We start from the raw sequence: 23664 nt of genomic DNA, 5'->3' as shown, positions 1-23664 counted from the left end.
GGGCGCGTGGGCGAGCCGGGCGGCCGTGTCCAGCGCGACGCCGACCGCTCGCTGTCCCCCGCGCGAGGCGGGGAGCGGTTCTGTCGGGCGTACGGACTAGAGTCGCTGCCGTGACAGCTACGACACCGCGCCTGCTTCTCGTCGACGGACATTCCATGGCATACCGGGCATTCTTCGCCCTGCCCGTGGAGAACTTCTCCACCACGACGGGCCAGCCGACAAATGCGGTGTACGGCTTCACCTCGATGCTGATCAACGTGCTGCGCGACGAGCAGCCCAGCCACATCGTGGTGGCCTTCGACGTCTCCCGGCACTCCTTCCGCACCGACAGGTACGCGGAGTACAAGGCCGGTCGCAGCGAGACCCCGACCGACTTCAAGGGTCAGGTCAGCCTGGTCAAGGAGGTCCTGGCCGCACTCCAGATCCCGGTGGTGGAGAAGGAGGGCTTCGAGGCCGACGACGTCATCGCCACGCTCGCAAGCCAGGCCCGTGACCAGGGCATGACGGTGCTGATCAGCAGCGGCGACCGCGACGCGTTCCAGTTGGTCGACGACCAGATCACCGTCCTCTACCCGCGCAAGGGCGTCTCCGACCTGGCCCGGATGGACCCCGCGGCGATCGAGGCGAAGTACGGCGTTCCGCCGCAGCAGTACCGGGACCTGGCCGCGCTCGTCGGCGAGACCAGCGACAACCTGCCCGGCATCCCCGGCGTCGGCCCGAAGACCGCCGCCAAGTGGATCACCACGTACGGCGGTGTGGAGGGCGTCATCGCCCGCGCCGACGAGATCAAGGGCAAGGCCGGCGACAGCCTGCGGGAGCGGCTGGCCGACGTGATCCGCAACTACGAGATCAACTGCCTGGTGTCCGACCTGGAGCTGCCGCTGCGCCCGGAGGACGCCCGGTGGACCGGGTGGGACCGGGAGGCGGTGCACCAGGTCTTCGACACGCTGGAGTTCCGCATCCTGCGCGACCGCCTCTACCAGTACCTGGAGGCGGTCGAGCCGGAGGCCGAGTCGGGCTTCGACCTCACCGGCGAGGTGCTCACCGAGCCCGGCGCGCTGGCCGGCTGGCTGAGCACGCACGCGCCGGCCGGCACCCCGGTCGGGTTGGCGGTCAAGCTCGACACCGGCCCCAACCGCCGGCACACCGCCTCGATCACCGGTCTGGCGCTGGCCACCGCCGGCGGCGCGGCGGCCTGGGTCGACCCCACCGGCCTCGACGCCACCGACGAGGGCGCCCTGGCCGGCTGGTTGGCCGACGCGCAACGGCCCAAGGTGCTGCACGACAGCAAGCCGGCGGTGCTGGCCTGCGCCGCGCACGGCTGGCGGCTCGCCGGCATCGTCCGCGACACCCAGATCGCCGCGTACCTGGCCCGCCCCGACCAACGGTCCTACGACCTGACCGACCTGGCGCTGCGCTACCTGCACCGGGAGCTGCGGGTGGACGTCCCGGAGTCCGGTCAGCTCACCCTCGACGGGCTCGGCGACGAGGGCGTGGCCGAGCAGAACCTGATGCTCCAGGCCCGCGCCACGCTCGACCTGGCCGACGCCATCGACGCCGAGTTGTCCCGCGACGGCGAGCAGTCCGCCCGGCTGATGTCCGGTGTCGAGCTGCCGCTGATGCGGGTCCTGGCCACCATGGAGAGCACCGGCATCGCGGCCGACAACGACTACCTCCACGAGTTGGAGGCGCACTTCGCCGGTGAGGTCAAGACCGCAGCGCAGGGCGCGTACGAGGCGGTGGGCCGGGAGTTCAACCTCGGCTCGCCCAAGCAGTTGCAGGAGATCCTCTTCACCGAGCTGGGCCTGCCGAAGACCAAGAAGATCAAGACCGGTTACACCACCGACGCCGACGCCCTGCAGTGGCTCTACGCGCAGCAGCCGCACCCGGTGCTGGCCCACCTGTTGCGCCACCGGGACGTGGCCAAGCTCAAGTCGACAGTCGACGGGCTGCTCAAGTCGGTCTCCGACGACGGCCGGATCCACACCACCTTCAACCAGACGGTGGCGGCCACCGGGCGGCTATCGTCCACCGAGCCCAACCTGCAGAACATCCCGATCCGCACCGAGGAGGGCCGGCGGATCCGTCGGGCCTTCGTGGTGGGGCAGGGCTACGAGTGCCTGCTCACCGCCGACTACAGCCAGATCGAGATGCGCATCATGGCGCACCTGTCCTCGGACGACGCGCTGATCGACGCGTTCAACTCCGGCGCCGACTTCCACGCCGCGACCGCCTCGTCGGTCTTCGGGGTGCCGCTCGACGAGGTCACCCCCGACCAGCGCCGCAAGATCAAGGCGATGAACTACGGCCTGGCGTACGGGTTGAGCGCCTTCGGTCTGTCCCAGCAGCTCGGGATCAACACCGAGGAAGCCCGTGGGCTGATGGAAAACTACTTCGCCGGTTTCGGCGGAGTGCGCGACTACCTGCACCAGGTCGTCGCCCGGGCCCGCCAGGACGGCTACACCTCCACCATCCTGGGTCGCCGCCGCTACCTGCCCGACCTGGTCAGCGACAACCGGCAGCGCCGCGACATCGCCGAGCGGATGGCCCTCAACGCCCCGATCCAGGGCTCCGCGGCCGACATCATCAAGGTGGCGATGCTGCACGTCGAAACCGCGCTCAGCGAGGCCGGGCTGCGGTCACGGATGCTGTTGCAGGTGCACGACGAGCTGGTCTTCGAGGTCGCCCCCGGTGAGCGGGAGGCGTTGGAGGCACTGGTCCGGCGGGAGATGGGCGGGGCGTACCCGCTGTCGGTGCCGTTGTCGGTGTCGGTCGGCGACGGGCGCGACTGGAACAGCGCCGATCACTGATTTTCCGTTGTTGGTTGCGGTGTGGGGGTTCCGGGGCAGCCCGACCCACTCCGGGCGGTCAGGCTTGATCCCTGCGTGGGTCGGGCTGCCCCGGAACCCCTGACCGGGTCGCCCTGGTCGCGGTCCTCGCCCGCCGGTGTGGGCGCCGTTCCAAGATCTGCGCAACTTCGGGGAAAGTGCTGTGTCGTGGCGTTGTGAGGCACCACCTTCACCGAAGTTGCGCGGATCTTGCTGCGGTTAACCGGCTACTTCGTGGGGTCGTGGCCCCAGTTCATCAGGGACCAGCGCCACCTGGTGTCGCGGACGTTGCCGGAGGGACGCTGCGCCATGTGCCGGCGTACGTAGCCGACCACCTTGCGCATGTGCTTGTAGTCGCCCTCGGACAGGTCGCCGCGTTTGCGCCGGAGCAGGTTGATGATCTTCCGGCCGGATTCGTGTCCGACGGACTCGCCGCCACCGGAGCGGCCGCCCTTGTGCCAGCCAACCTGCTTGGACTCGTCGGTCTCCAGCCACGTGGACAGCTCACCGGGCTTCATGTTCACCGCCTCGGTGAACTCCCGATAGGTGTCCCGGCCTTCGTTACTTCTGCTCATGACGCAGCGCCTCGGGTCGGTGGGCCACGTCGCGGCCCGTACCGTCACTGCGGACCAGGTACTGCGGGTCGTCGGGAGCCGCGTTCACGGCCCGCCCACTGATCCGCGTCCGCTCGGTGATCGTCTCCTGCACCACGCCGTACGCGCGGCTGCCGTGGGCCGACCAGGAAACCTGGTCGCCCTTGCGGAATCGCTGCTCGGCCATGCTCCTCGGCTACCCGACACCGGCGCGGCGAAACGGCCGGTCCGGGGAGGCGCTACGGGGTGATCTCGGCGATCGGCAGCTTGATGTCGAACGGCTCGGCCAGCTCGATCACGTCGGCGCCGTCGGCGACCAACTCGTACTGCCGCTCACCGCCGGGTCCCACCCGGTCGCCGATCCGGTACGCGTAGACGTGCACCGGATCTTGCTCGATGCGCCAGTAGAACGGAATGCCGGCGGCGGCGTACTCGCCGGGCTTCGCGAACCTGTCGATCCGTCGCGTGCCCGGCGAGACGATCTCCACAGCGAGGACCACGTCCGAAGGACGCAGCGAGGATCGGGAGGGAGACACGCCGGCCCGCCGCAGCAGAACGTCGGGCTGTCGGCTGGTGTTGGAACTCAGCCCGACTCCGACGGCCTGCACGACCCGAAGGTCGGCCGGCACGTGTTGCAGCAGCCAGTGCGCAAGCAGTAACGAGATGTCTTGATGGCCCAGGGTGGGGGAGGGCGTCACCTGGATTACTCCGTCGACGAGTTCGACGCGGGGGGCGTCGTCCGGCAGGGTGCGCAGGTCCTCCAGCGTGTAGTCGGCACGCTGCTGCCGCATCGGGTCCGGACACCAGGGGCCAGGTGATGTCGGGATGGGCTCGGCGCTCATGGGACGAGCCTACCGGCGGTCGATGCGACACAGGGCGGACTGCGGGTGCGACGCGCTCACTCCGCGGGCTTCTCGGTGACGAAGATGGCGGTGCCGGGGAAGAGTCGACCGCGTAACGGGCTCCACTGCCCCCAGAGGCCCTCGTGCCCCTCCGGCCATTCCGGCTCCACCAGGTCCAGCAGCCGGAACCCCGCGCCGACCAACTCCCGGATCCGGTCGCCGAGGGTGCGGTGCTGCTCCACGTAGGTGGCGACGCCGGACTCGTCCTGCTCCACGTACGGGGAGCGGTCGAAGTACGAGTGCACGGCGGTCAGCCCGCCCTCGCCGGGGTCGTCCAGGAAGATCCAGCGCATCGGGTGCGTCACCGAGAACACCCACCGCCCGCCGGGGCGCAGCACCCGGTGCACCTCGGCGTGCAGGGCCGCCGAGTCGTCCACGAACGGGATGGCGCCGAAGGCGGTGCAGGCGAGGTCGAACGCCTGGTCGGCGAACGGGAGGGCGAGCGCGTCGGCCTGCACCAGCGGTACGCGTACCCCGGTGCGGTCGGCGGCCTCGGCGGCGTGCCGCAACATGCCGGCGGACAGGTCGAAGGCGACCGGCCGGGCATCCTGGGTGGCCAGCCAGCGGGCGGCGGCGGCCGCACCGCAGCCGACCTCGAGCACTCGTCGGCCGGGCAGGTCACCGAGCAGTCGGGCGTCGGCCTCGCGCACGCCCTCCGGGCACCAGACGAAGTCCACGTCGCCGAGGAACGCGCCGTGCTCAGCCTGGTAGTCGTCGGCGTCGGTGTCCCACCAGCCACGGTTGGCCCGCCGGGCCTCGGCGTCACCCACCCGGCGCCGGGTGACCCGGCTGTCGTCATCCACGCGCTCACGCTAGGCCCCACCCACCCGTTGGGTGCGGCGGCGCGTCCAAGATCTGTGCGACTCCTCGCGCGGCACCGTGTGATCGACTCGGTTTCGGTGCGCTCGGGGTGTCCGGACCGTGGGGACACGCCGGTTTCCAGGAGATCGAGGCGACCGCTGGGGCTGCTGTGACGCACGAGACAGCAGGGGTGTTTTCCGGGCGATTGTTCGTCTTTCGCAGGTCACCGCACACAGAGAAGCCGGGAGGGCTTGCACGCTGTGGTAATGCGCACGGTAGGCTAGACGATGCGCTCGCGGATCGCGTTGCCTCGGCAGGGAGCAGGCACGCGGTCGACGGAGCCACATCATGATCTCACTAGGCGATCGTTCGGTGTGCCCGGCGACGGATCCGCTGGCGCGAACAGGTCACTGCGACACCAGCCTGCTGTGACAACCCACCGACCGGAGCAACCGCCCACATGACGAGCAGCATCGAGGCCCCCTCGAGCGCCACCCGGGTCACCCACGACGATCTCGGTTCCGAGGAGGCATTCCTCGCCGCGATCGACGAGACCATCAAGTACTTCAACGACGGCGACATTGTCGAAGGCACCGTCGTCAAGGTCGATCGGGACGAGGTCCTGCTCGACATCGGCTACAAGACCGAGGGTGTCATCCCCTCTCGGGAGTTGTCGATCAAGCACGACGTGGACCCCGCCGAGGTTGTGACGGTTGGCGACCACATCGAGGCCCTGGTCCTCCAGAAGGAGGACAAGGAGGGTCGTCTGATCCTCTCCAAGAAGCGGGCACAGTACGAGCGGGCCTGGGGCACGATCGAGAAGATCAAGGACGAGGACGGTGTCGTCCGCGGTTCGGTCATCGAGGTGGTCAAGGGCGGCCTCATCCTCGACATCGGGCTGCGCGGCTTCCTGCCCGCGTCCCTGGTCGAGATGCGTCGTGTGCGCGACCTGCAGCCGTACGTCGGGCGGGAGCTCGAGGCCAAGATCATCGAGCTGGACAAGAACCGCAACAACGTGGTCCTGTCCCGCCGGGCCTGGCTGGAGCAGACGCAGTCCGAGGTGCGCACCGAGTTCCTCAACAAGCTGCAGAAGGGCCAGGTCCGCAAGGGCGTCGTGTCCTCGATCGTCAACTTCGGCGCCTTCGTCGACCTTGGCGGCGTCGACGGTCTGGTGCACGTCTCCGAGCTGTCCTGGAAGCACATCGACCACCCGTCCGAGGTTGTCGAGGTGGGCCAGGAGGTCGAGGTCGAGGTCCTGGACGTCGACCTGGACCGCGAGCGGGTCTCGCTGTCGCTGAAGGCGACCCAGGAGGACCCGTGGCGGCAGTTCGCCCGCACCCACGCGATCCAGCAGATCGTGCCGGGTAAGGTCACCAAGCTGGTGCCGTTCGGTGCGTTCGTCCGGGTGGACGACGGCATCGAGGGCCTGGTCCACATCTCCGAGCTGGCCGAGCGCCACGTGGAGATCCCGGAGCAGGTCGTCCAGGTCGGCTCCGAGGTCATGGTCAAGGTCATCGACATCGACCTGGAGCGTCGCCGGATCTCGCTGTCGCTCAAGCAGGCCAACGAGGGCTTCGTCGAGGGCGAGGAGCACTTCGACCCCACCCTCTACGGCATGGCCGCGACGTACGACACCGAGGGCAACTACATCTACCCGGAGGGCTTCGACCCCGAGACGGGCGAGTGGCTCGAGGGGTACGACAAGCAGCGCGAGACCTGGGAGAACCAGTACGCCGAGGCTCGTCAGCGCTGGGAGGCCCACACCAAGCAGGTGCAGACCTCTCGGGCCGCCGACGCCGAGGCTGCCGCCAACCCGACCCCGGTCGTTCCGGCCGCGGGCGGCACCGGTGGCGGTGGCACCACCTCCTCGTCCAGCCCGGCCCCGAGCCGGCAGGCCGAGGAGCCGGCCGGCACCCTGGCCACCGACGAGGCGCTCGCCGCACTGCGGGAGAAGCTCGCCGGCGGTAAGTGACCCGCTGAACGACTGAACGACGACGGGCCCCGCCCCCGCGATCTCCGGATCGTCGGGGGCGGGGCCTTCGCCGTACCCGCCGTACGCCCCCGGGCGCGAGCCGCGGGCCGGGCTGCCCGCAGTTCGCGCCGATCTTGCAGTTTCGGTTGTCGGTATAGGTGATATGCGCCCTGTGTCGGGACAGAAAGTGCAAGATCGCGGATCGGTGCCGCCGGGTTGCGGGTGGGTTTGGCGGCGGGCTTGTGGATCCGGTTGACTGGTCGGGTGCTGAGGGTGGGATTGACCGGCGGGATCGGGTCGGGCAAGAGCGCGGTGGCGGCGCGGCTCGTCGAACGGGGAGCGGTGCTCATCGACGCCGACCGGGTGGCCCGGGAGGTCGTCGCACCGGGCAGCGACGGGCTGGCCGAGATCGTCGCCGCCTTCTCCGACGCGGTGCTGGACGCCGACGGCGCGCTGGACCGTGCCGCACTGGGCGCGGTGGTGTTCGCCGACGAGGCCGCCCGCCGACGGTTGGAGTCGATCACGCATCCTCGGGTGCGGGCCCGCACCGCGGAGTTGGCCGCCGCGGCGCCTCCCGACGCGATCGTCGTCAACGACGTGCCGCTGCTGGTCGAGGTGGGTCTCGCGCCCACGTACCACCTGGTGATCGTGGTGCAGACGGCCGTGCCGACCCGACTGGAACGACTGGTGCGCGACCGGGGGATGGGTCGCGTGGAGGCCGAGCGGCGGATCGCCGCCCAGACCGACGACGCCCGTCGCCGGGCGGCTGCCGACGTGGTGCTCGGCAACGACCGGAGCCTCGCGGCGCTGCACGACGCCGTCGACGCGCTCTGGCGGCAACGGCTGCGGCCCTACGAGGACAACCTGCGTCAGCGGCGGGTGGCCCAACCGGACGGGGACGACCCGACGGGGATCGACGCGGGCTGGCCCGAGCAGTACGCGCGGCTGGCCGCCCGGATTCGGCACACCCTGGGCTCGGACGCCCTGCGGATCGACCACATCGGCTCGACCGCGGTGCCCGGCCTGGCCGCCCAGGACGTCATCGACGTGCAGGTGGCCGTGTCCAGCCTCACGGACGCCGACGGGGCGTTGGCCGACCGGCTGGCGAACGCCGGTTTCCCGCGGGTGCCGGGGCAGTGGTGGGACGATCCGCGCCCGGCCGGCAGCGGTCGGTGGGAGAAGCGGCTGCACGGCAGCGCCGATCCGGCCCGCCCGGTTCGCCTGCACGTGCGGCTGGAGGGGTCGCCAGGCTGGCGGTACGCGTTGCTGATGCGCGACCACCTGCGTGCCGACCCGGATCAGCGGGCCGCGTACCTGCAACTCAAGCGGGACCTGGTCGACGCGGCGCCGGCCGCCGGCGACTCCGGCACGGCCCGGGACCCGTGGTTCGACGAGGAGTACCTGCGGGCCGAGCAGTGGGCCACGCAGACCGGCTGGCGGCCCTGAGCGCACCGCTCAACGGGCACCGCGCCGAACGGGGGAGGGCCGAGGTTTGGCAGGCGGTCGGGGCGCCGGGGCAAGTCGGGGCACCGCGGCCGGGTGAAGATCCAGTTGAGCCCACGCGTTGCCGCTGGTGCGCAGCTCCAGCCGCCGCAGCGACCCGTCACGGTCGATCCAGTAGCGCAGCCGCGCGGCTGCCGCGCCCACCTCGACGACGTCCACGGTCCGCCCGGCGCTGACGTCCTCGCGTACCCGCACGGCCGTGCCGCGTGGCCCGACCGACCCGGCGGCCAGCGCGGCGTCGACAAGTAGGCCCACGTCGTCGCCGGCGGATCGGGACACCCGCCACGCCCCGGCGGGGGGCGGCAGCGGCGGCCGCCCCGGCGCCTCCGCCGTGCCGCCACCAGCGGCCGCCGCCGGCAGGTCCGCTCGGGCCAGACCGGCGGCGTCGCGCCGCAGCAGGCTCCGGCGATCCGGTACGCCCAGGTCGGCGACCGCGAGGTACGCGGTACGCGTGGTCCAGCTCATCCAGCCGGTGCCCCGCAGGTTCGTGTTCGTGCCCGTCGGCGCGGTGAGCGTGACCCCCGCCCCGCCCTGGGCGCGTAGCCGGACCGGCAGCCGGTCCAGTCGACGCTGTTCGGCGTCGCTCAGCGCGCGGGGGAGGCCCGGCCGGCCGCCGAGGGCGTCCACCGGCCGCAGGGTCGGCCGGTCCGCCCGGTGCAGGGTCACCGTGACCGGGCCGACGCCGGGCAACCGGGTGACGAGCTTGTGCAGCCGAGCGTCCTGGTCGAGCCAGTACCGGGTCTGCCCGTCCGGCTCGGTGCCCGTCGACGAGGAACCCGGCTCCTGTGCCGTGGTGCTGCCCGCCGTGGTGCTGCCCGCCGTGGTGCCGCCGGCTGTGGTGTTGCCGGCCGGGGCGCTACCCGCGGCCGGTGTCCCTGCGGGTAGCGGTGCCTGGAGGACGTCCACCGGGCCGCCCGCCATGGTGTCCCGGGCGATCCAGCGCGCGGCGCCGCGCGGCACCGCCGGTGCCGCGTCCGGGCGGTCGGCCGCGAGGCCGAGGAGCAGGTCGAGCACCGGCGCCAGGCTCGCCTCGGGCGGCAGGCGGTGCAGCCGCCACCGATCGGTCGGAGGCACCAGCGGAGGCGCGGCGGGGGTGGGCACCGCCGCCGGGTCGGGCCGGATCACCAGCACCGACCCGGCCCTCTGCGCCAGCCCGCGCTCGGCACCCGCGCCGGGCCCGCCCACGTCCAGGTAGAGCAGGGACCGCGACCAGTCCACCCAGCCCACCAGCTCGATCCGGGCCGCGTCGACGCCGGCGGTGACGCGGACCCCGGCGCGTAGATCCCGCAGGTTGGTGACCCGCAGCGCGGCCAGCCGCTCGCCCTCGGCGGCGGTCAGCGGCCGGGCGGGCTCGGGTGGGTCGGGCGCCCAGCTCAACAACCCGAGCACCAACGCCGTCGCGGACGTCACCGCGGTCAGACCGAGCACCATCAGCACGGTACGTCGCCGGCGGCGGCCGGCCGGGTCGGGACCTGTGGTGTCGGTGGTGTCGGCGGCCGAGTCGGTGTCGTCGGGCCGGGTGGTCCTCGGGGGCCTGTCGGAGCCCCGGCCGGTGGCGCCGCGGCGACGGGCGCCGGGCCGTCCGGCGGCCGGGTTGCCGGGCTTGCCCGCCGCGGAGGTGCTGCGCCTGTCGGTGCCGCCCGGTCGGGGCGTGGCCGTGGTGGTGTCGGGCGGCGGGGTCGCAGAGGTGTCCACGGATGTGAAACGGGCGGGGAGGCGCCGGGGTGACGAGCATGGGGCGCTCGCGGCGGCCGGTCTGCGCCTCGAGCGCGACCACACGGGTGCGCACGCCGGACGAGCCGGGTGCTGCGACCGCAGTGCCGGGGGCAGCCGGCCGTGATGACGGCCTGGCCACCGGCCCGATCGGCCGCCGCGAGCGGCCTACATGGAGAGGGTAGTCCGGGTGACATGGGCCACACAATGGGAATATTGAAGCTGATCACGTACCTGGCGTGACGGCCAAACCTGTCGGACCTCCGGCGTACCGTTGACGGCATGGCGCTCGACATTCCCCGGCTCGACAGCCGCTTCCAGGTCGTCAGTGAGTTCCAGCCGGCCGGCGACCAGCCGGCAGCCATCGACGATCTTGAGCGTCGGGTTCGGCGCGGCGACCGCAACACAGTGCTGCTCGGCGCGACCGGCACCGGCAAGAGCGCCACCACCGCGTGGCTGATCGAGCGGTTGCAGCGCCCGACCCTGGTGCTCGCCCCGAACAAGACGCTCTGCGCGCAGCTGGCCAAGGAGTTCAGCGAGCTGCTGCCGCACAACGCTGTCGAATACTTCGTCTCGTACTACGACTACTACCAGCCCGAGGCCTACATCCCGCAGACCGACACCTACATCGAGAAGGACTCCTCGATCAACGAGGAGGTCGAGCGGCTGCGGCACTCGGCGACGATGTCGCTGCTCACCCGCCGCGACGTGATCGTGGTGGCGACCGTCTCGGCGATCTACGGTCTGGGCACCCCGGAGGAATACCTCAATCGGGCGGTGAAGGTGCAGACCGGGCATGAGCTCGACCGTGACCAGTTGCTGCGCCGGCTCGTCGACATCCAATACACCCGCAACGACATGGCCTTCCAGCGCGGCACGTTCCGGGTCCGCGGCGACACGCTGGAGATCATCCCGGCGTACGAGGAGCTGGCGATCCGCATCGAGCTGTTCGGTGACGAGGTGGAGAAGCTCTACTACCTCAACCCGCTGACAGGAGACGTGGTCCGCGAGGTCGACCAGCTGGTGATCTTCCCCGCCACGCACTACGCGGCCGGCCCGGAGCGGATGGAGCGGGCGATCCGTGACATCGAGGTGGAGCTGGCCGACCGCCTCGCCGAGCTGGAACGGCAGGGCAAGCTGCTGGAGGCGCAGCGGCTGCGCATGCGCACCACCTACGACATCGAGATGATGCGGCAGGTGGGCTTCTGCTCCGGCATCGAGAACTACTCGATGCACATGGACGGGCGGCTGCCCGGCAGCCCGCCGCACGCCCTGCTCGACTACTTCCCCGACGACTTCCTCACGGTGGTCGACGAGTCGCACGTCACCATCCCGCAGATCGGCGGCATGTACGAGGGCGACGCGTCCCGCAAGCGGATGCTCATCGACCACGGTTTCCGGCTGCCCAGCGCAGCCGACAACCGGCCGCTGCGCTTCGACGAGTTCCTGGAGCGGGTCGGCCAGATGGTCTACCTGTCCGCGACGCCGGGCACGTGGGAGATGGAGCAGGCGCAGGGCGAGTTCGTCGAGCAGGTCATCCGGCCCACCGGTCTGGTCGACCCGGAGGTCGTGATCAAGCCGACCAAGGGCCAGATCGACGACCTGATGCACGAGATCAAACTGCGTACCGACCGCGACGAGCGGGTCCTGGTCACCACCCTGACCAAGAAGATGGCCGAGGACCTGTCCGACTACCTGCTGGAAAACGGCATCCGGGTGCGCTACCTGCACTCGGAGGTCGACACCTTGCGCCGGGTGGAGCTGCTGCGCGAGCTGCGCAAGGGCGACTACGACGTGCTGGTCGGCATCAACCTGCTCCGTGAAGGCCTCGACCTGCCCGAGGTGTCGTTGGTGGCGATCCTCGACGCCGACAAGGAGGGCTTCCTGCGCAGCGGCCGGTCGCTGATCCAGACCATCGGGCGGGCCGCCCGTAACGTCTCCGGTCAGGTGCACATGTACGCCGACAAGATCACGCCGTCGATGGCGGCGGCGATCGACGAGACCGATCGGCGTCGGGCCAAGCAGATCGCGCACAACGAGGCGCACGGGATCAGCCCGGAGCCGTTGCGTAAGAAGATCCACGACATCCTGGACGACATCTACCGCGAGGCGGAGGACACCGAAAACTCCCGGGTCGGTGGCGCGGTGCGTCAGCTTTCCCGGGGCAAGGCGCCGGTCAAGGAAACCCGGAGCCGGAGCCGGGGCGCCGCCACGACCACCTCGCGGGAGGGGATGGCCCGCGCCGACCTCGCCCAGCTCATCCAGGAGCTCAGCGACCAGATGCTGGCCGCCGCCCGCGAGCTGCAGTTCGAGCTGGCGGCCCGGATCCGTGACGAGGTCTCCGACCTGAAGAAGGAGCTGCGCGGCATGGACGCCGCCGGCGTGAAGTGACGACAAGCGGCGGGGCGTGACCGGCATCCCGCCGGGCACAGCCGACCCGGGCGGGCGAAGGGTGGGGCGAGGATGACCGCTGTGGCACCGGTCGGGGAGATGGTCCTCGGGCTGCCCGAGGTCAGTCTGCGCCCGTTCGTCGACAGGTACGTCGGCTATCGGGAACAGGCGGACCTCCCACTGGTCCGCCGGGAGTCGGCGGGCGTCTTCGTGGTGCTGATCCTGGGCTGGGGCGCCCCGCTGGAGGTGACCGACCCGCGCAGCGCGGAGCGCGGCGCCAGCGGGGTCGACTCGTTCGTGGCCGGCACCTTCGACGGCTGGTGCACCACGCGCACGATGGGTGTGGGGGAGGGCGTCGAGTTGCTGCTCGCTCCACTGACCGCCCGCCGGCTCCTCGGTCTGCCGCTGAGCGAGCTGACAAATCGTGCCGTGGGTGTCGGGCAGCTCCCGGGCCGTTGGCTGGATCGGCTGCGGGGCCAGCTCGCCGACGCGGCAACCTGGCCAGAGCGCTTCGCCCTGCTCGACCGGGTGCTCACCGGCCGCCTGGCGGCGTCGCCGCCGGCGGACGCCCGGCTCGACTGGGCGTGGCGGTGGCTGGTGGCCAGCGGTGGCCAGGAAGGCGTCGGTGTGCTCGCCGACGAGCTGGGCTGGAGCCGGCGGCACCTCGCGTCCCGGTTCCGGCAGGAGATCGGGCTGCCACCCAAGATGGTTGCGCGGTTGCTGCGCTTCCAGCACGCGTGCACGGCGCTGAGCGACGTGGGGTCGCACGCCGTGCTCGCCCCGGGTGCCAGACCGCCGAGCGACGCCGGCCCGTTCGCGGCCGACGCGGACCCGTCCGGCCCGGGACCGTCCGCGACCTCATCCGCCAGGGCGCAGGCCGTGGACTGGGCCGCGGTGGCGGCGCGCTGCGGCTACTACGACCAGTCGCACCTGATCCGGGACTTTCACCAGTTCGCGGGGGCGACCCCGGCCGCGCTGCTCAGCGCCCGGTCGACCCTGGCCGGCTGACGCACCGCCCGGTCGACCCTGGCCGGCTGACGCACCGCCCGGTTGCCGAACGCCCCGCCGAGGTCACATTCGTCCAATCCGGCTACGGGCTGGCGGCCGCACACTGTGGTCATGCGAACCGTCTACCCCATCTTCCGTTACCCCGATCCCCGCGCCGCGATCGACTGGCTCTGCACTGCCTTCGGTTTCCAGGTGCACGCCGTGCACGACGCACCGGACGGCACTGTCGCGCACGCCGAACTCGTCCTCGACGGCGGCATGATCATGTTGGGCGGTCGGGCCGACGCGACGCCCAGGCCGGCTCACGACCACTGGTCGGTGTACGTGGCCGTGCCGGACATCGACGCCCACTGTGCCCAGGCCCGTGCGGCCGGGGCCGAGATCACCCAGGAACCGTTCGACACCGACTACGGCTCCCGTGACTACGCCGCCCGTGACCTGGCCGGCAACGTCTGGGCCTTCGGCACCTACCGGCCCTGAGCCCGGGTCGGCCCTGAGCCCGGGTCGGCGCTGAGCCCCGGCCGGGTCGGCGCTGAGCCCCGGCCGGGTCGGCGCTGAGCCCCGGCCGGGTCGGCGCTGAGCCCCGGCCGGGTCGGTCGGTGGGCCTCGTGGAGCGGTCCGCCGGGCAGGCCGTCCACACCGGAACGGTCGGTCCAGATCGCCGGCCGCGCCGAATGACCTGATTGCGGTGAGCGAGCGAGCTATTGCACTGGGTGATCGTCCTGCGTACGCTCCCTCGTTGGGGAGGCCGGGATGCCGCTGCCAACGAGTCCTGTCATTCGACGTGCACGTCTCGGCGCTGAGTTGCGCCAGCTGCGTCGGCGCGAGGCGCTGACCCTGGAGCAGGTCTGCGACCGGCTGGGCTGGGCCTCGACGTCGAAGCTGTCCCGCATCGAGCTGGGTCAGAGCCGTCCGGATCTCGCGGACGTGCTCGATCTGTTGGACATCTACAAGGTGCCCTCGCCCGCCCGGGACGCGCTGATCGTGATCGCCCGGGACGCGGCGACCAGCCGCGGCTGGTGGAAGACGCTCGGCGAGATGAGCGAACGGCAGCGCACGTACGCCGAGTTGGAGGCGGGTGCCGCCGACATCGTCGAGTACCAGCCGGCGGTCGTGCCGGGGCTGCTCCAGACGCCCGCGTACACCCGGGTGTTCGTGGAGGCCGGCGCGCGGTTCACGCCGGAGCTCGATGTGGAGTCCGAGGTGCGCGCCCGCGCGCTGCGGCAGGAGGTGTTGCGGCGGGCCTATCCGCCGCGCTACACGGCGGTGCTCGCCGAGACCGTCTGCGACCCGGGCGACCTGCCGGACGAGGTCTGGCGCGAACAGTTACGGCATCTGGTCGCCGTGACCGGGCTGTCCCATGTCACGGTGCGGCTGCTGCCCCGCGGGGTGGCCGGTGGCGGGCTGCACCCGCTCACCCCGTACTCCTGCTATGCCTTTCCCGACCCGGCGGACCCGCGGACGGTGATGCTGGAGGCGTTGACCACCGACGTGCGGTTGGCCACCGTGCTCGACGTCGACCGCTACCAGCGGATGACCGAGGCGTTGCTGGCGGCCGCGCTGTCACCGGAGGAGACGATCACCCTGCTGGCGCGCCGCGTCGGCGAATAGGAACCGCGCCGCGCGGCCACCGGGCCCGGCGCCCCCGAGCCCGTCGGGACCGACGGCCGGCGCGTGCGCAGGGCACGATAACCGCGGGGTACGACAGCAGGCTCAGGCCGGCACGTCGAGGAAGTGCTCGACCAGGGGCGGCCCGGCGAAGTGTGGCCCGATCAACGCCCGCCACTGCGCGAACCGCTCGGTGGCCCGGAAGTTCTTCTCGTGCGCCTCGACCGAGTCCCATTCGACGAGCAGCACGAAGCGCGTCGGCGACTCGATTCCCCGTGTCATCCGGACGGACCGGCAGCCGGTCGCCCCGGCGAGCACCGGGTGACCCTCGGCGTAGGCGGCGGCGAAGGCGTCCTCGTGTCCGGGCAGTACGTCGATCAGCGCGACCTCAAGCACCATGTCGGAAAGCCTCTCACGGGGGGCCGGTTCGGCGGTGTCGCGGGGTCCGTTCCGGTGTCGGCGACGCCCCCAGGGGGCCCCTAGGGTGGGGTCGTGATCATTGACTGGCTCACCGGTACCGCATTCGAGGTGGCCGGCACGGCCACCACCTGGGCGGAGCTGCTGGGGTTCGCGACAGGTGTGCTCAACGTGTGGCTGGTGGCCCGACAGAGGATCGCCAACTGGCCGGTCGGCATCGCCAACGTGGTGCTGCTCATGCTGTTGTTCTGGACCGCGGGGCTGTACGCCGACGCGGGGCTCCAGGTGGTCTACGTCGCGCTCGGCTGCTATGGCTGGTGGCACTGGTTGTTCGGTGGTGAACGGCGGAGCCGGCTCACGGTGAGCCGGACCGGGCGCCGAGAGTGGCTGCTGCTGGCGATCGTCGGGGTGCTGCTCACCGGCGGGCTGTGGGCCCTGCTGGACCGGGCCACCGACTCGACCGTGCCCCTGCCGGACGCGGTGACCACGGCGCTGTCCCTGCTGGCCACCTACGGGCAGACCCGCAAGCGGGTGGAGAGCTGGTGGCTCTGGATCGCCGCCGACCTGATCTACATCCCCTTGTACGCGTACAAGGGACTGCACCTGACCGCCGTGCTCTACCTGGTCTTCCTTGCCCTGTGCGTGCTCGGGTTGCGGGCTTGGCGGGCGGATCTGCGTCGGGTCGACAGGCCGACCCCGGTCCCGCCCGGCCCGGCGCCGGTGAGCGCGTGAACGCCGACGGAGAGTTCGGGCACGGGTTGGTGGTGGGCAAGTTCTACCCGCCGCACGCCGGGCACCACGCGCTGATCGCGGCCGCCGCGGCCCGCTGCGCCGAGGTCACCGTCGTCGTCGCGCCCTCGCGCCGGGAGTCCATCCCGCTCGCGCTGCGGCTCGACTGGTTGCGTGAGGTGCACGCGGACACCCCGTGGGTGCGCTTCGTCGGCAGGTACGACGATCACCCGGTCGACTACGACGACCCGGCCGTCTGGGACGCGCACTGTGCGGTGTTCCGCGACGCGGTCGGTCCCCGGAAGGTGGACGTGGTCGTCTCGTCCGAGGCGTACGGGGCGGAGTTGGCTCGCCGCTTCGACGCCGTAGGGGTGTCGGTGGATCCGGATCGGCGAACCGTGCCGGTCTCCGGCACCGCCGTCCGCGCGGATCCGGCGGGTCACTGGCGGTTCCTGAGCCCGCCGGTGCGCGCCTGGTTCGCTCGGCGGGTGGTGGTGGTCGGCGCGGAGTCGACAGGCACCACCACGATGGCCGCGGCGCTGGCGGCGCACTACGGCACGCCTTGGGTGCCGGAGTACGGCCGGGAGTTGACCGCCGACAAGCTGGCCCGGTTGCGGGAGCGCGTTCCGGGGGCGACCGTCTTCGACGTCACCTGGGACCGGGGCGACTTCCGCGCGGTGGTGCGTGAGCAGCAGGCGGCCGAGGACGCGGCGGCCCGGATCGGCGGTCCGCTGCTCATCTGCGACACCGATGCGCGGGCCACGGCGGTGTGGGAGGAGCGCTACCTGGGCAGCACGTCGCCGGAGGTGCGGGCGGCGGCCCGTAGGCCCGCGCTGTACCTGCTGACGGATCACCGGGACGTGCCCTTCACCGACGACGGGCTGCGCGACGGCGAGCACCTGCGGGCCTGGATGACCGAGCGGTTCCGGAGCGAGTTGGCCGGGTGCGGGGTGCCGGTGGTGGAGTTGGTCGGTACGCACGCCGAGCGGCTGGCCCGGGCGGTGCGCGCGTGTGACGACCTGCTGGCCGGCGGCTGGTCGCTCAGCGATCCGATAGCCGCACCCGACCTGCACTAGCCTCCTAGGACACCCCAGCGGGTGTGCGGCGGGATTCCCGGGCGGGTGGTGTTCAGCGACACCGGGTGCCCGGGGTGTGATCACGGGGCGTGGTGGGCAACAATGGTCACCGAGGAGGGGAGTATTCCTTCGCGACGGAGTCGTCAGCACGGTCGATCGTCGGAACCACGGCGACCCGACCCGGCTCCGTAGGTCGCCGTTTCCGTTCGCGGGCGGCGGCGGAAGAGACCTCCGACAGTCACCAGAGTGAGCGACAGCGGCACACCGGCCCGAGCGGGGGCGTACGGTGTGCCCGACGCCGCGTGTCTGCCGGAGGAATGAACGTTGGACGTGTCCGGATTAGTGTGGGCGGGGACGCTTGTCGTACTGACCGCGGTCCTGCTCGTTGACCTGTTGATCATTGGCCGGCGCCCGCACGAGCCGAGTGTGCGGGAGTCGAGCCTCTGGGTCGCCTTCTACGTCGGGCTCGCCCTGCTCTTCGGGGCGGGCGTCTGGTTGACCGCTGGTGCCAGCCCGGCCGGGCAGTTCTACACCGGCTGGCTCACCGAGTACAGCCTCTCGGTGGACAACCTCTTCGTCTTCGTGATCATCATGGCCCGCTTCGGGGTGCCTCGGCAGTACCAGCAGAAGGTGCTGCTCGTCGGCATAGTGCTGGCCCTGGTGATGCGCGGTGGCTTCATCGCCGCCGGCGCGGCGTTGATCTCGCAGTTCTCCTGGGTCTTCTACATCTTCGGCGCGTTCCTGATCTACACCGCTGTCAACCTGGCCCGGCAGGGCGAGCCGGACGAGGACGAGTTCTCCGAGAACGTGCTGATCAGGTGGAGCCGCAAGGCGTTGCCGATCTCCAAGGAGTACGACGGCGCGAAGCTCACCACCCACTCGACCGGCAAGCGGTTGTTCACCCCGATGCTGATCGTGATGATCGCGATCGGCACCACCGATCTGATCTTCGCACTGGACTCGATCCCGGCGATCTTCGGCATCACCCAGGAGCCGTACCTGGTCTTCACCGCGAACGTCTTCGCGCTGATGGGCCTTCGTCAGCTCTACTTCCTGCTCGGTGGCCTGCTCGACCGTCTGATCTACCTGAGCTACGGCCTGGCCGTCGTGCTCGGCTTCATCGGGGTCAAGCTGGTGCTGGAGGCGTTGGCCGACAACCAACTGCCGTTCATCAACGGTGGCGAGCACGTCGGCTGGGCGCCGCACATCCCGATCTGGCTGTCGCTGCTGGTCATTCTCGGCACCCTGGGCATCGCCACCGCCGCCAGCCTGATCAAGTCCTCCCGGGACCGGCGCCGCGAGCTGGCCGACGCCCGTCGCTGACCGGAGACCGGCCGGGCGCCCCATGCGCCCGGCCGGTCCGACCCGGTGCGCGGCAACAAGCGGCGGATGCCCTGGCGGTCCGACCCGGGTGCGCGTTGCTTAGCCGAGGATGCCCTGGCGGTTCGACCCCGGTGTGGGCCGATCAGTCGAGGATGCCCCCGCCGTCAGACCCGGTGCGCGCCGACAAGCGTGGCGGTCCGATCGGCCGGCAGTGGTTCCTCGATGACCCGCCGCCGCCGGTAGCAGGCGTGCAGCATCCGCCGCTCCCCGTCGGTCCCGGGTGGGGCGGTGACGATGCCGATGTGGTGGATCTTGCGGCCGGGTCGGGCGAAGAAGTAGAGGTCACCGGGGCGTTCCGCCCCCAACGCCAGCGGGGTGGTGGCGACGGCCTGGTCGTCGGCGTCGCGGGGGAGCAGCACCCCGAACCGCCGCCAGGCCAGGTGCACCAGCCCCGAGCAGTCGATGCCGTGTGCGGAGAGACCACCCCAGATGTAGGCCACGTGCAGCAGCCGCTGCGCCACCGCGAGCGCCTGCTCGGCGGTCGGCGCGGCGGCCGAGGCCGGGACCAGGTGGCTGTCGGGCAGCCAGAGCGGCGCGGCCTGCCCCGGGGCGTGCACCGGCCGCCAGTCATCGCGGGCGGGGCCGGCCGGCACCAGGCGGGTGCCGACGACGACGCCGGGCAACACCACAGGCCCGCCCGGGGCGGCGTGCAGCGCGGTGACCGTGGCGTCCACCACCACCGGGGCGTCGGTGCGGGTGACCGGGTCGGCCGCGGCCAGTTGGTCGGCGGGGAGCCAGCCCGGGTAGCCGCGCGGGTCCAGCTTGGCGGCTGGCTGCTCGACGGCGACGACCCGGGCCCAGCCGTCCGGTCGTAGCTCGCTGACGAGGACCCGCTCGCCGAGCAGGAGTTGGCTCAGCACACAGTCGCCGACCTGCTGCTCGGTGCTGAGACCGGAGACCCAGGCCGGGATGTCGGCGCCGGCGGTCAGCGCCGGGCGATCGACCGGACGGACCGCCTCGGGCGAGGTCCACAGTGTTGCCACCGCGACGCGAACGACGGCCTCGCGGCCCGGTTGCAGCTTCACGTCAACCCCCAGATCGAGTCGGTTGTCCAGGGGCACCCTATGAAAGAAACCAACACTCATCAAGCGCGAGCCTGCACCTTTGCTTCAGTCAGCCCGGAGATGCCCAGGCCAGGGGCATTCGGCAGCACGACGGTAGCCCCGTCGTACCGTATCCCGCCCTGCACCGGCGACCAGGCCAGCCACCAGGCGGCGTCCAGGTCGGAGACCGCTGTGGTGCCGTACGCGGCGACCAGGCTCGCCGCCGCCCCGATGCCGACCTGACTCTCCATCATCGAACCGACAACCGTGCCGAGCCCGTGGGCGGAGGCCAGTTCGAGGAGGGTACGCGCCGGGTGCAGCCCGCCACACTTGGCCAGCTTGACGTTTACCAGGTCGGCGGCCCGACGGCGGATCACCTCCACCAGGTCGCGGACCCCGAAGACCGCCTCGTCGGCCAGGATCGGCACGGACACCCGGTCGCTGACCCAGGCCAGCCCGTCCAGGTCCCAGCGGGGCACCGGCTGCTCGACCAACTCCACGTCGAGCCCGGCGTCCTCGATGCCACGAATCACCCGGACCGCCTCCCGGGGCGACCAGCCCTGGTTGGCGTCGAGCCGAATCCGAACTCCGGGGCCGACGGCCGCGCGGACGGCGCGTACCCGGTCCAGGTCGGTGCTCGCGTCGGTGCCCACCTTCACCTTGAGCACGCCGAACCCGTCGGCCTGCCGCTGCCGCGCCGCCGCCGCCAGGTCCACCGCGTCGCCCGCCGCCAGGGTGACGTCCGTCGGCACCCGCAGCGTGGTGCCCCCGAGCAACCGCACCAGGGGTACGCCCAGCCGCCGGGCGGCGAGGTCGTGCAGGGCGACATCCACCGCCGCCTTCGCCGCCTCGTTGCCCGCCACCGCGCGCTGCACCTCGGCGCACCGGGTCACCAGGTCGTCCGGGTCACGACCGATCAACCGCGGACCGAGCAATTCGCGGACGCACGCCCGCGCGCCGGCGACCGACGCGCCGGTGACCTGCCAGACCTGGGGCGCCTCGCCGAAGCCGGACCGACCGTCGGAGTCGACGAGTTCGACGACGAGTGTGTCCACTGTGGTGGTACGTCGCAGCGCCGTGACGAACGGGGTGTGTAAGGGGGCGGAAACCCGGTGGGTGCGTACCTCCGAGATCGTCATGTAGGGCACCCTATACGCGGCAGCAGCGTAGGGAGGGGGACCGGATGACCGGGCAGGGCTTGGAGCTGGTGGGCGCACCGAACGCGCGTGACCTGGGCGGGCTCGTCGGTGCCGGCGGCCGGCGGGTCCGGGTGGGACAGCTGATCCGGACTCCGGCGCTGGGTCGGCTGACCGACGAGGACCTGCCGGTGCTGGCGAAGCTGGGGCCGGCGTGCGTGCTGGATCTGCGCGCCCCCGCGGAGATCGCGGTCGCCCCGGCGGATCGGCTGGCCGGCGAGCCACGGGTGGTGTGCCTTCCGGTGCACGACCCGGAGCACCCGGTCTTCACGTACGTCTCGGCGGTGCTGCTGGGCCACGACCTGGACGCGTACGCGGAGTTGGCCCGGCAGGGCACGGCGGGGGCGATGGCGGCCATCTACCGGTGGTTCGTCACCGGGGAGTCGGCTCGGGTCGGCTTCGCCGAGGCGGTACGGCTGGCCACGCGGCCGGAGAACCTGCCGATTGTCTACCACTGCTCCGCCGGCAAGGACCGCACCGGCTGGCTCACCGTCATCCTGTTGACGGCGCTCGGGGTGGACGAGGCGGCGATTCGCGCCGACTACCTGCGCAACAACGAGCTCACCGAGAGCCTGCGGGCGGTGATCGTCGAGGCGATGCGTCGGCGCAATCCCGAGCTGGACGTCGACGCGGTGGTGCCGGTGCTGGAGGTCCGCGCCGAGTACCTCGACGCCGGTTACGCCGAGGTGCGTCGGGTGCACGGCTCGTTCGACGCGTACCTGCGCGACGGGCTGGGGCTCACCGACGCCGACCTCAGGGCGTTGCGGGCGCAGTTGCTGGAGTGACAGGTGCGTCGGTGGGCGTGCCGGTGCGGGCGGCGCGGCCGGTGACGATCAGCGCCTGGCCGGCGGCGTAGGTCGCCATGACCAGCACCGGCGCGCCGGGTGGCTGGGCCACCTCGGCCACCCCGGCGGCGATCAGCAGGTCGGAGCCGAGGAAGAGCGCGGCGCCGAGACCGACCCGCCAGCCCTGGGGGGCGGCGGTGGTGGCCATGGCGGCCAGCGCTATCGCGTAGGCGGCCACCGGTACGGCCAGCCCGACGTCGGTCAGCCCCGCCCACATCCAGGCCAGGGCGGCGACGGTCAGCACCGCGTACCCCAGGGGAACCGCGACCAGCGGCGCACGGCGCAGCGCGGCCGCGGCGCCGTGCCGGGTGAAGGCCGCGACGTAGCAGAGGTGCGTGCCGAGGAAGCAGGCCATGCCGGCGAGGAACCAGCCGGTGCCGTCGATCATCAGGGCGACGTCGCCGCCGGTGGCGAAGGCCAGCGCGGCGAGCACCAGCCGGTCCGGTCGGGCTCCGCGTTCGGTGCTGGCCCGCCAGAGGTACGCGGCCAGCAGCGGCATCAGCAGCGGCTTGGTGAGCAGGAAGGCCAGGCCGCCGCCGGTGGCGTTGGCCAGCAGGTTCGCGGCCGTCACGACGAGGAAGGCGATCAACACGGCGCGACTGCGGGGCATCGACGGCTCCGGGGTGGGGGTGGGAGCAGGGTAACCGGACGGACGGATCCAGGGTCAGAGTTGGTGGCGGGCGGCCCAGACCTGCGCGGAGACGTGCGCGAGCAGCAGGCAGGCGTCGTCCTCGACCTGGTCGTCGCCCCCGGCCAGGTCGGTGGTGGTGCAGACGGCGATCAGGTACGGCGGGGCGTCGGCGGGCAGCACCACGCCGACGCCGTGGCGCACACCGCGTACCCAACCGCTCTTGTGCGCGATGCGGGTGCCCTCGGGCAGGCCGGCGGCCAGGTCCTCCCGGTGCTCCTGCGCGAGCAGGACGTCCAGCATGGCCGAGCAGGCCGCCGGCGAGGCGAGCCGGCCCGGGGCGCCGGCCCCGGTGGCCAGCGCGCCGAGCAGGGCGGCCAGGTCGGCGGCGGTGACCGTGTTGGTGATGCCGGCCGCGCGGGCGGCGAAGTCCTCGATGCCCCGACCCGTGCCGCTGCCGCGGGCACCGACCAGCGCCCACACCTCGGCCACGGCGGGCAACCCGACGTGTCCGATGACCAGGTTGGTGGCCAGGTTGCTGGACCGCACGATCATCCGCTCGGCCAGCCAGCGCAGCGACGCCGTGCCACCCAGCCGGTCCCAGACGGCGTCGTCGTTGTCGTAGGGCTGCGCGCAGGAGAACCGGGGCGCGCCGGACTGCGCGGAGTCGAACTCGTTGACCAGGGGGACCGGCGCGTCCAGGTCCAGCGTGCCCGCCTCGGCGGCCCGGTGCAGCGCGGCGAGCACCGCCACCTTCATGGTGCTCGCCGCGTAGTGGGCGGCGTCCGGGTGGCGGGTCCAGGTCGGCGGCGCGTCGAGCCGTCCCACGTACGCCGAGACGGTGCCGGGCACCCGGTCCAGGTGGGCGTCGAGATCATCCCAGGTCATGCCGGTGACCGTAGCCGATCGGCGACGACCGATCGGGTCGGCCCGCGTACCCCCTGCGGGAAACAGACGGGCGCGGGGGGCGGCCACGGCGCGCGCGGGCCGGGGGGGGGGGGGGGGGCGGCCGCCGGCGGGGGTGCCGC

20 protein-coding genes and 1 pseudogene are annotated in these 23664 nt (G+C 71.9%); 11 read left to right on the top strand and 10 right to left on the bottom strand.

Translation table 11 applies throughout. From position 1 onward, the window contains the following. The first annotated feature begins 110 nt into the window (after positions 1–110). Entirely contained in the window at positions 111–2810 is a 2700-nt protein-coding gene (gene polA, locus ACLQ29_RS14745; protein WP_425772139.1) for a DNA polymerase I, read from the top strand. Positions 2811–3058: 248 nt separating this feature from the next. On the opposite strand, the pseudogene ACLQ29_RS14740 reads toward polA, so the two are convergent. The 4 genes and pseudogenes from ACLQ29_RS14740 to ACLQ29_RS14725 all read right to left on the bottom strand — a co-directional run. Next, positions 3059–3403 (bottom strand): annotated as a pseudogene (locus tag ACLQ29_RS14740) (DUF3140 domain-containing protein); the annotation flags it as partial. Further along, a complete protein-coding gene (locus tag ACLQ29_RS14735; RefSeq protein ID WP_393363113.1) occupies positions 3390–3608 on the bottom strand; it encodes a DUF2945 domain-containing protein in 219 nt (72 codons plus the stop codon). The gene ACLQ29_RS14735 and the pseudogene ACLQ29_RS14740, both read right to left, overlap by 14 nt. A 52-nt stretch (positions 3609–3660) precedes the next feature. Continuing rightward, positions 3661–4263, bottom strand: coding sequence for a Uma2 family endonuclease (locus ACLQ29_RS14730; RefSeq protein ID WP_425772138.1), 603 nt, complete (start codon positions 4261–4263; stop codon positions 3661–3663). Between the two features lie 56 nt (positions 4264–4319). Next, positions 4320–5126: a class I SAM-dependent methyltransferase gene (locus ACLQ29_RS14725; RefSeq protein ID WP_425772137.1), complete on the bottom strand. Its 807-nt coding sequence runs from the start codon at positions 5124–5126 to the stop codon at positions 4320–4322. Between the two features lie 458 nt (positions 5127–5584). Between ACLQ29_RS14725 and rpsA the strand changes: the two genes are divergently transcribed. Both rpsA and coaE read left to right on the top strand, forming a co-directional pair. Next, the gene (gene rpsA / locus ACLQ29_RS14720) at positions 5585–7096 is read left to right on the top strand and encodes a 30S ribosomal protein S1 (protein ID WP_357069728.1); all 1512 of its coding nucleotides are present in this window, start codon (positions 5585–5587) and stop codon (positions 7094–7096) included. A gap of 264 nt (positions 7097–7360) precedes the next feature. Further along, positions 7361–8542, top strand: a complete 1182-nt coding sequence (gene coaE / locus ACLQ29_RS14715; protein ID WP_425772136.1) for a dephospho-CoA kinase — start codon at positions 7361–7363, stop codon at positions 8540–8542. A 9-nt stretch (positions 8543–8551) separates the two neighbouring features. Here the strand turns inward: coaE and ACLQ29_RS14710 are convergent, their stop codons facing one another. Next, positions 8552–10294: a hypothetical protein gene (locus ACLQ29_RS14710; RefSeq protein ID WP_425772135.1), complete on the bottom strand. Its 1743-nt coding sequence runs from the start codon at positions 10292–10294 to the stop codon at positions 8552–8554. A gap of 300 nt (positions 10295–10594) precedes the next feature. Here ACLQ29_RS14710 and uvrB point away from each other — a divergent pair, with 300 nt between their 5' ends. From uvrB to ACLQ29_RS14690, 4 genes are all read left to right on the top strand, one after another. Then, complete coding sequence (gene uvrB / locus ACLQ29_RS14705; RefSeq protein ID WP_425772134.1) at positions 10595–12703, top strand: excinuclease ABC subunit UvrB; 2109 nt, start codon at positions 10595–10597, stop codon at positions 12701–12703. Positions 12704–12775: 72 nt separating this feature from the next. Next, positions 12776–13711 (top strand): helix-turn-helix domain-containing protein, encoded by a 936-nt coding sequence (locus tag ACLQ29_RS14700; protein ID WP_425772133.1) that lies wholly within the window; start codon positions 12776–12778, stop codon positions 13709–13711. A 111-nt stretch (positions 13712–13822) separates the two neighbouring features. Further along, entirely contained in the window at positions 13823–14191 is a 369-nt protein-coding gene (locus ACLQ29_RS14695; RefSeq protein ID WP_425772132.1) for a VOC family protein, read from the top strand. 273 nt (positions 14192–14464) lie between these two features. Then, positions 14465–15322, top strand: a complete 858-nt coding sequence (locus ACLQ29_RS14690) for a helix-turn-helix domain-containing protein (protein WP_425772131.1) — start codon at positions 14465–14467, stop codon at positions 15320–15322. Between the two features lie 102 nt (positions 15323–15424). Here the strand turns inward: ACLQ29_RS14690 and ACLQ29_RS14685 are convergent, their stop codons facing one another. Beyond that, positions 15425–15718, bottom strand: a complete 294-nt coding sequence (locus tag ACLQ29_RS14685; RefSeq protein WP_425772130.1) for an antibiotic biosynthesis monooxygenase family protein — start codon at positions 15716–15718, stop codon at positions 15425–15427. A gap of 93 nt (positions 15719–15811) precedes the next feature. Between ACLQ29_RS14685 and pnuC the strand changes: the two genes are divergently transcribed. The 3 genes from pnuC to ACLQ29_RS14670 all read left to right on the top strand — a co-directional run bounded on the left by pnuC (position 15812) and on the right by ACLQ29_RS14670 (position 18864). Further along, positions 15812–16468 (top strand): nicotinamide riboside transporter PnuC, encoded by a 657-nt coding sequence (gene pnuC / locus ACLQ29_RS14680; RefSeq protein WP_425772129.1) that lies wholly within the window; start codon positions 15812–15814, stop codon positions 16466–16468. Then, entirely contained in the window at positions 16465–17541 is a 1077-nt protein-coding gene (locus ACLQ29_RS14675; RefSeq protein ID WP_425772128.1) for an AAA family ATPase, read from the top strand. The genes pnuC and ACLQ29_RS14675 overlap by 4 nt, the downstream gene beginning before the upstream one ends. A gap of 324 nt (positions 17542–17865) precedes the next feature. Further along, positions 17866–18864: a TerC family protein gene (locus ACLQ29_RS14670; protein WP_393363078.1), complete on the top strand. Its 999-nt coding sequence runs from the start codon at positions 17866–17868 to the stop codon at positions 18862–18864. 164 nt (positions 18865–19028) lie between these two features. Here the strand turns inward: ACLQ29_RS14670 and ACLQ29_RS14665 are convergent, their stop codons facing one another. Together ACLQ29_RS14665 and ACLQ29_RS14660 are read right to left on the bottom strand one after the other, a co-directional pair. After that, the gene (locus ACLQ29_RS14665) at positions 19029–19949 is read right to left on the bottom strand and encodes an NlpC/P60 family protein (RefSeq protein ID WP_425772127.1); all 921 of its coding nucleotides are present in this window, start codon (positions 19947–19949) and stop codon (positions 19029–19031) included. A 59-nt stretch (positions 19950–20008) separates the two neighbouring features. Continuing rightward, positions 20009–21106 carry a mandelate racemase/muconate lactonizing enzyme family protein gene (locus tag ACLQ29_RS14660; RefSeq protein WP_425772126.1) on the bottom strand — a complete coding sequence of 366 codons (1098 nt, stop codon included), beginning with the start codon at positions 21104–21106 and terminating at the stop codon, positions 20009–20011. Positions 21107–21150: 44 nt separating this feature from the next. Between ACLQ29_RS14660 and ACLQ29_RS14655 the strand changes: the two genes are divergently transcribed. Next, a complete protein-coding gene (locus ACLQ29_RS14655) occupies positions 21151–21948 on the top strand; it encodes a tyrosine-protein phosphatase (RefSeq protein ID WP_425772125.1) in 798 nt (265 codons plus the stop codon). Here ACLQ29_RS14655 and ACLQ29_RS14650 read toward each other — a convergent pair. Together ACLQ29_RS14650 and ACLQ29_RS14645 are read right to left on the bottom strand one after the other, a co-directional pair. Continuing rightward, on the bottom strand, positions 21917–22618 hold the full coding sequence (locus ACLQ29_RS14650) for a lysoplasmalogenase (RefSeq protein ID WP_425772124.1): 702 nt from the start codon (positions 22616–22618) through the stop codon (positions 21917–21919). The genes ACLQ29_RS14655 and ACLQ29_RS14650 overlap by 32 nt on opposite strands. A 54-nt stretch (positions 22619–22672) precedes the next feature. Further along, positions 22673–23524, bottom strand: coding sequence for a serine hydrolase (locus ACLQ29_RS14645; protein WP_425772123.1), 852 nt, complete (start codon positions 23522–23524; stop codon positions 22673–22675). Positions 23525–23664: the final 140 nt, after the last annotated feature.

The organism is Micromonospora sp. DT228 (genome assembly GCF_049841595.1).
Lineage (GTDB): Bacteria > Actinomycetota > Actinomycetes > Mycobacteriales > Micromonosporaceae > Micromonospora.
The sequence above is the reverse complement of the archived record's forward strand: the minus strand, read 5'-3'. Positions and strand labels throughout refer to the sequence as shown.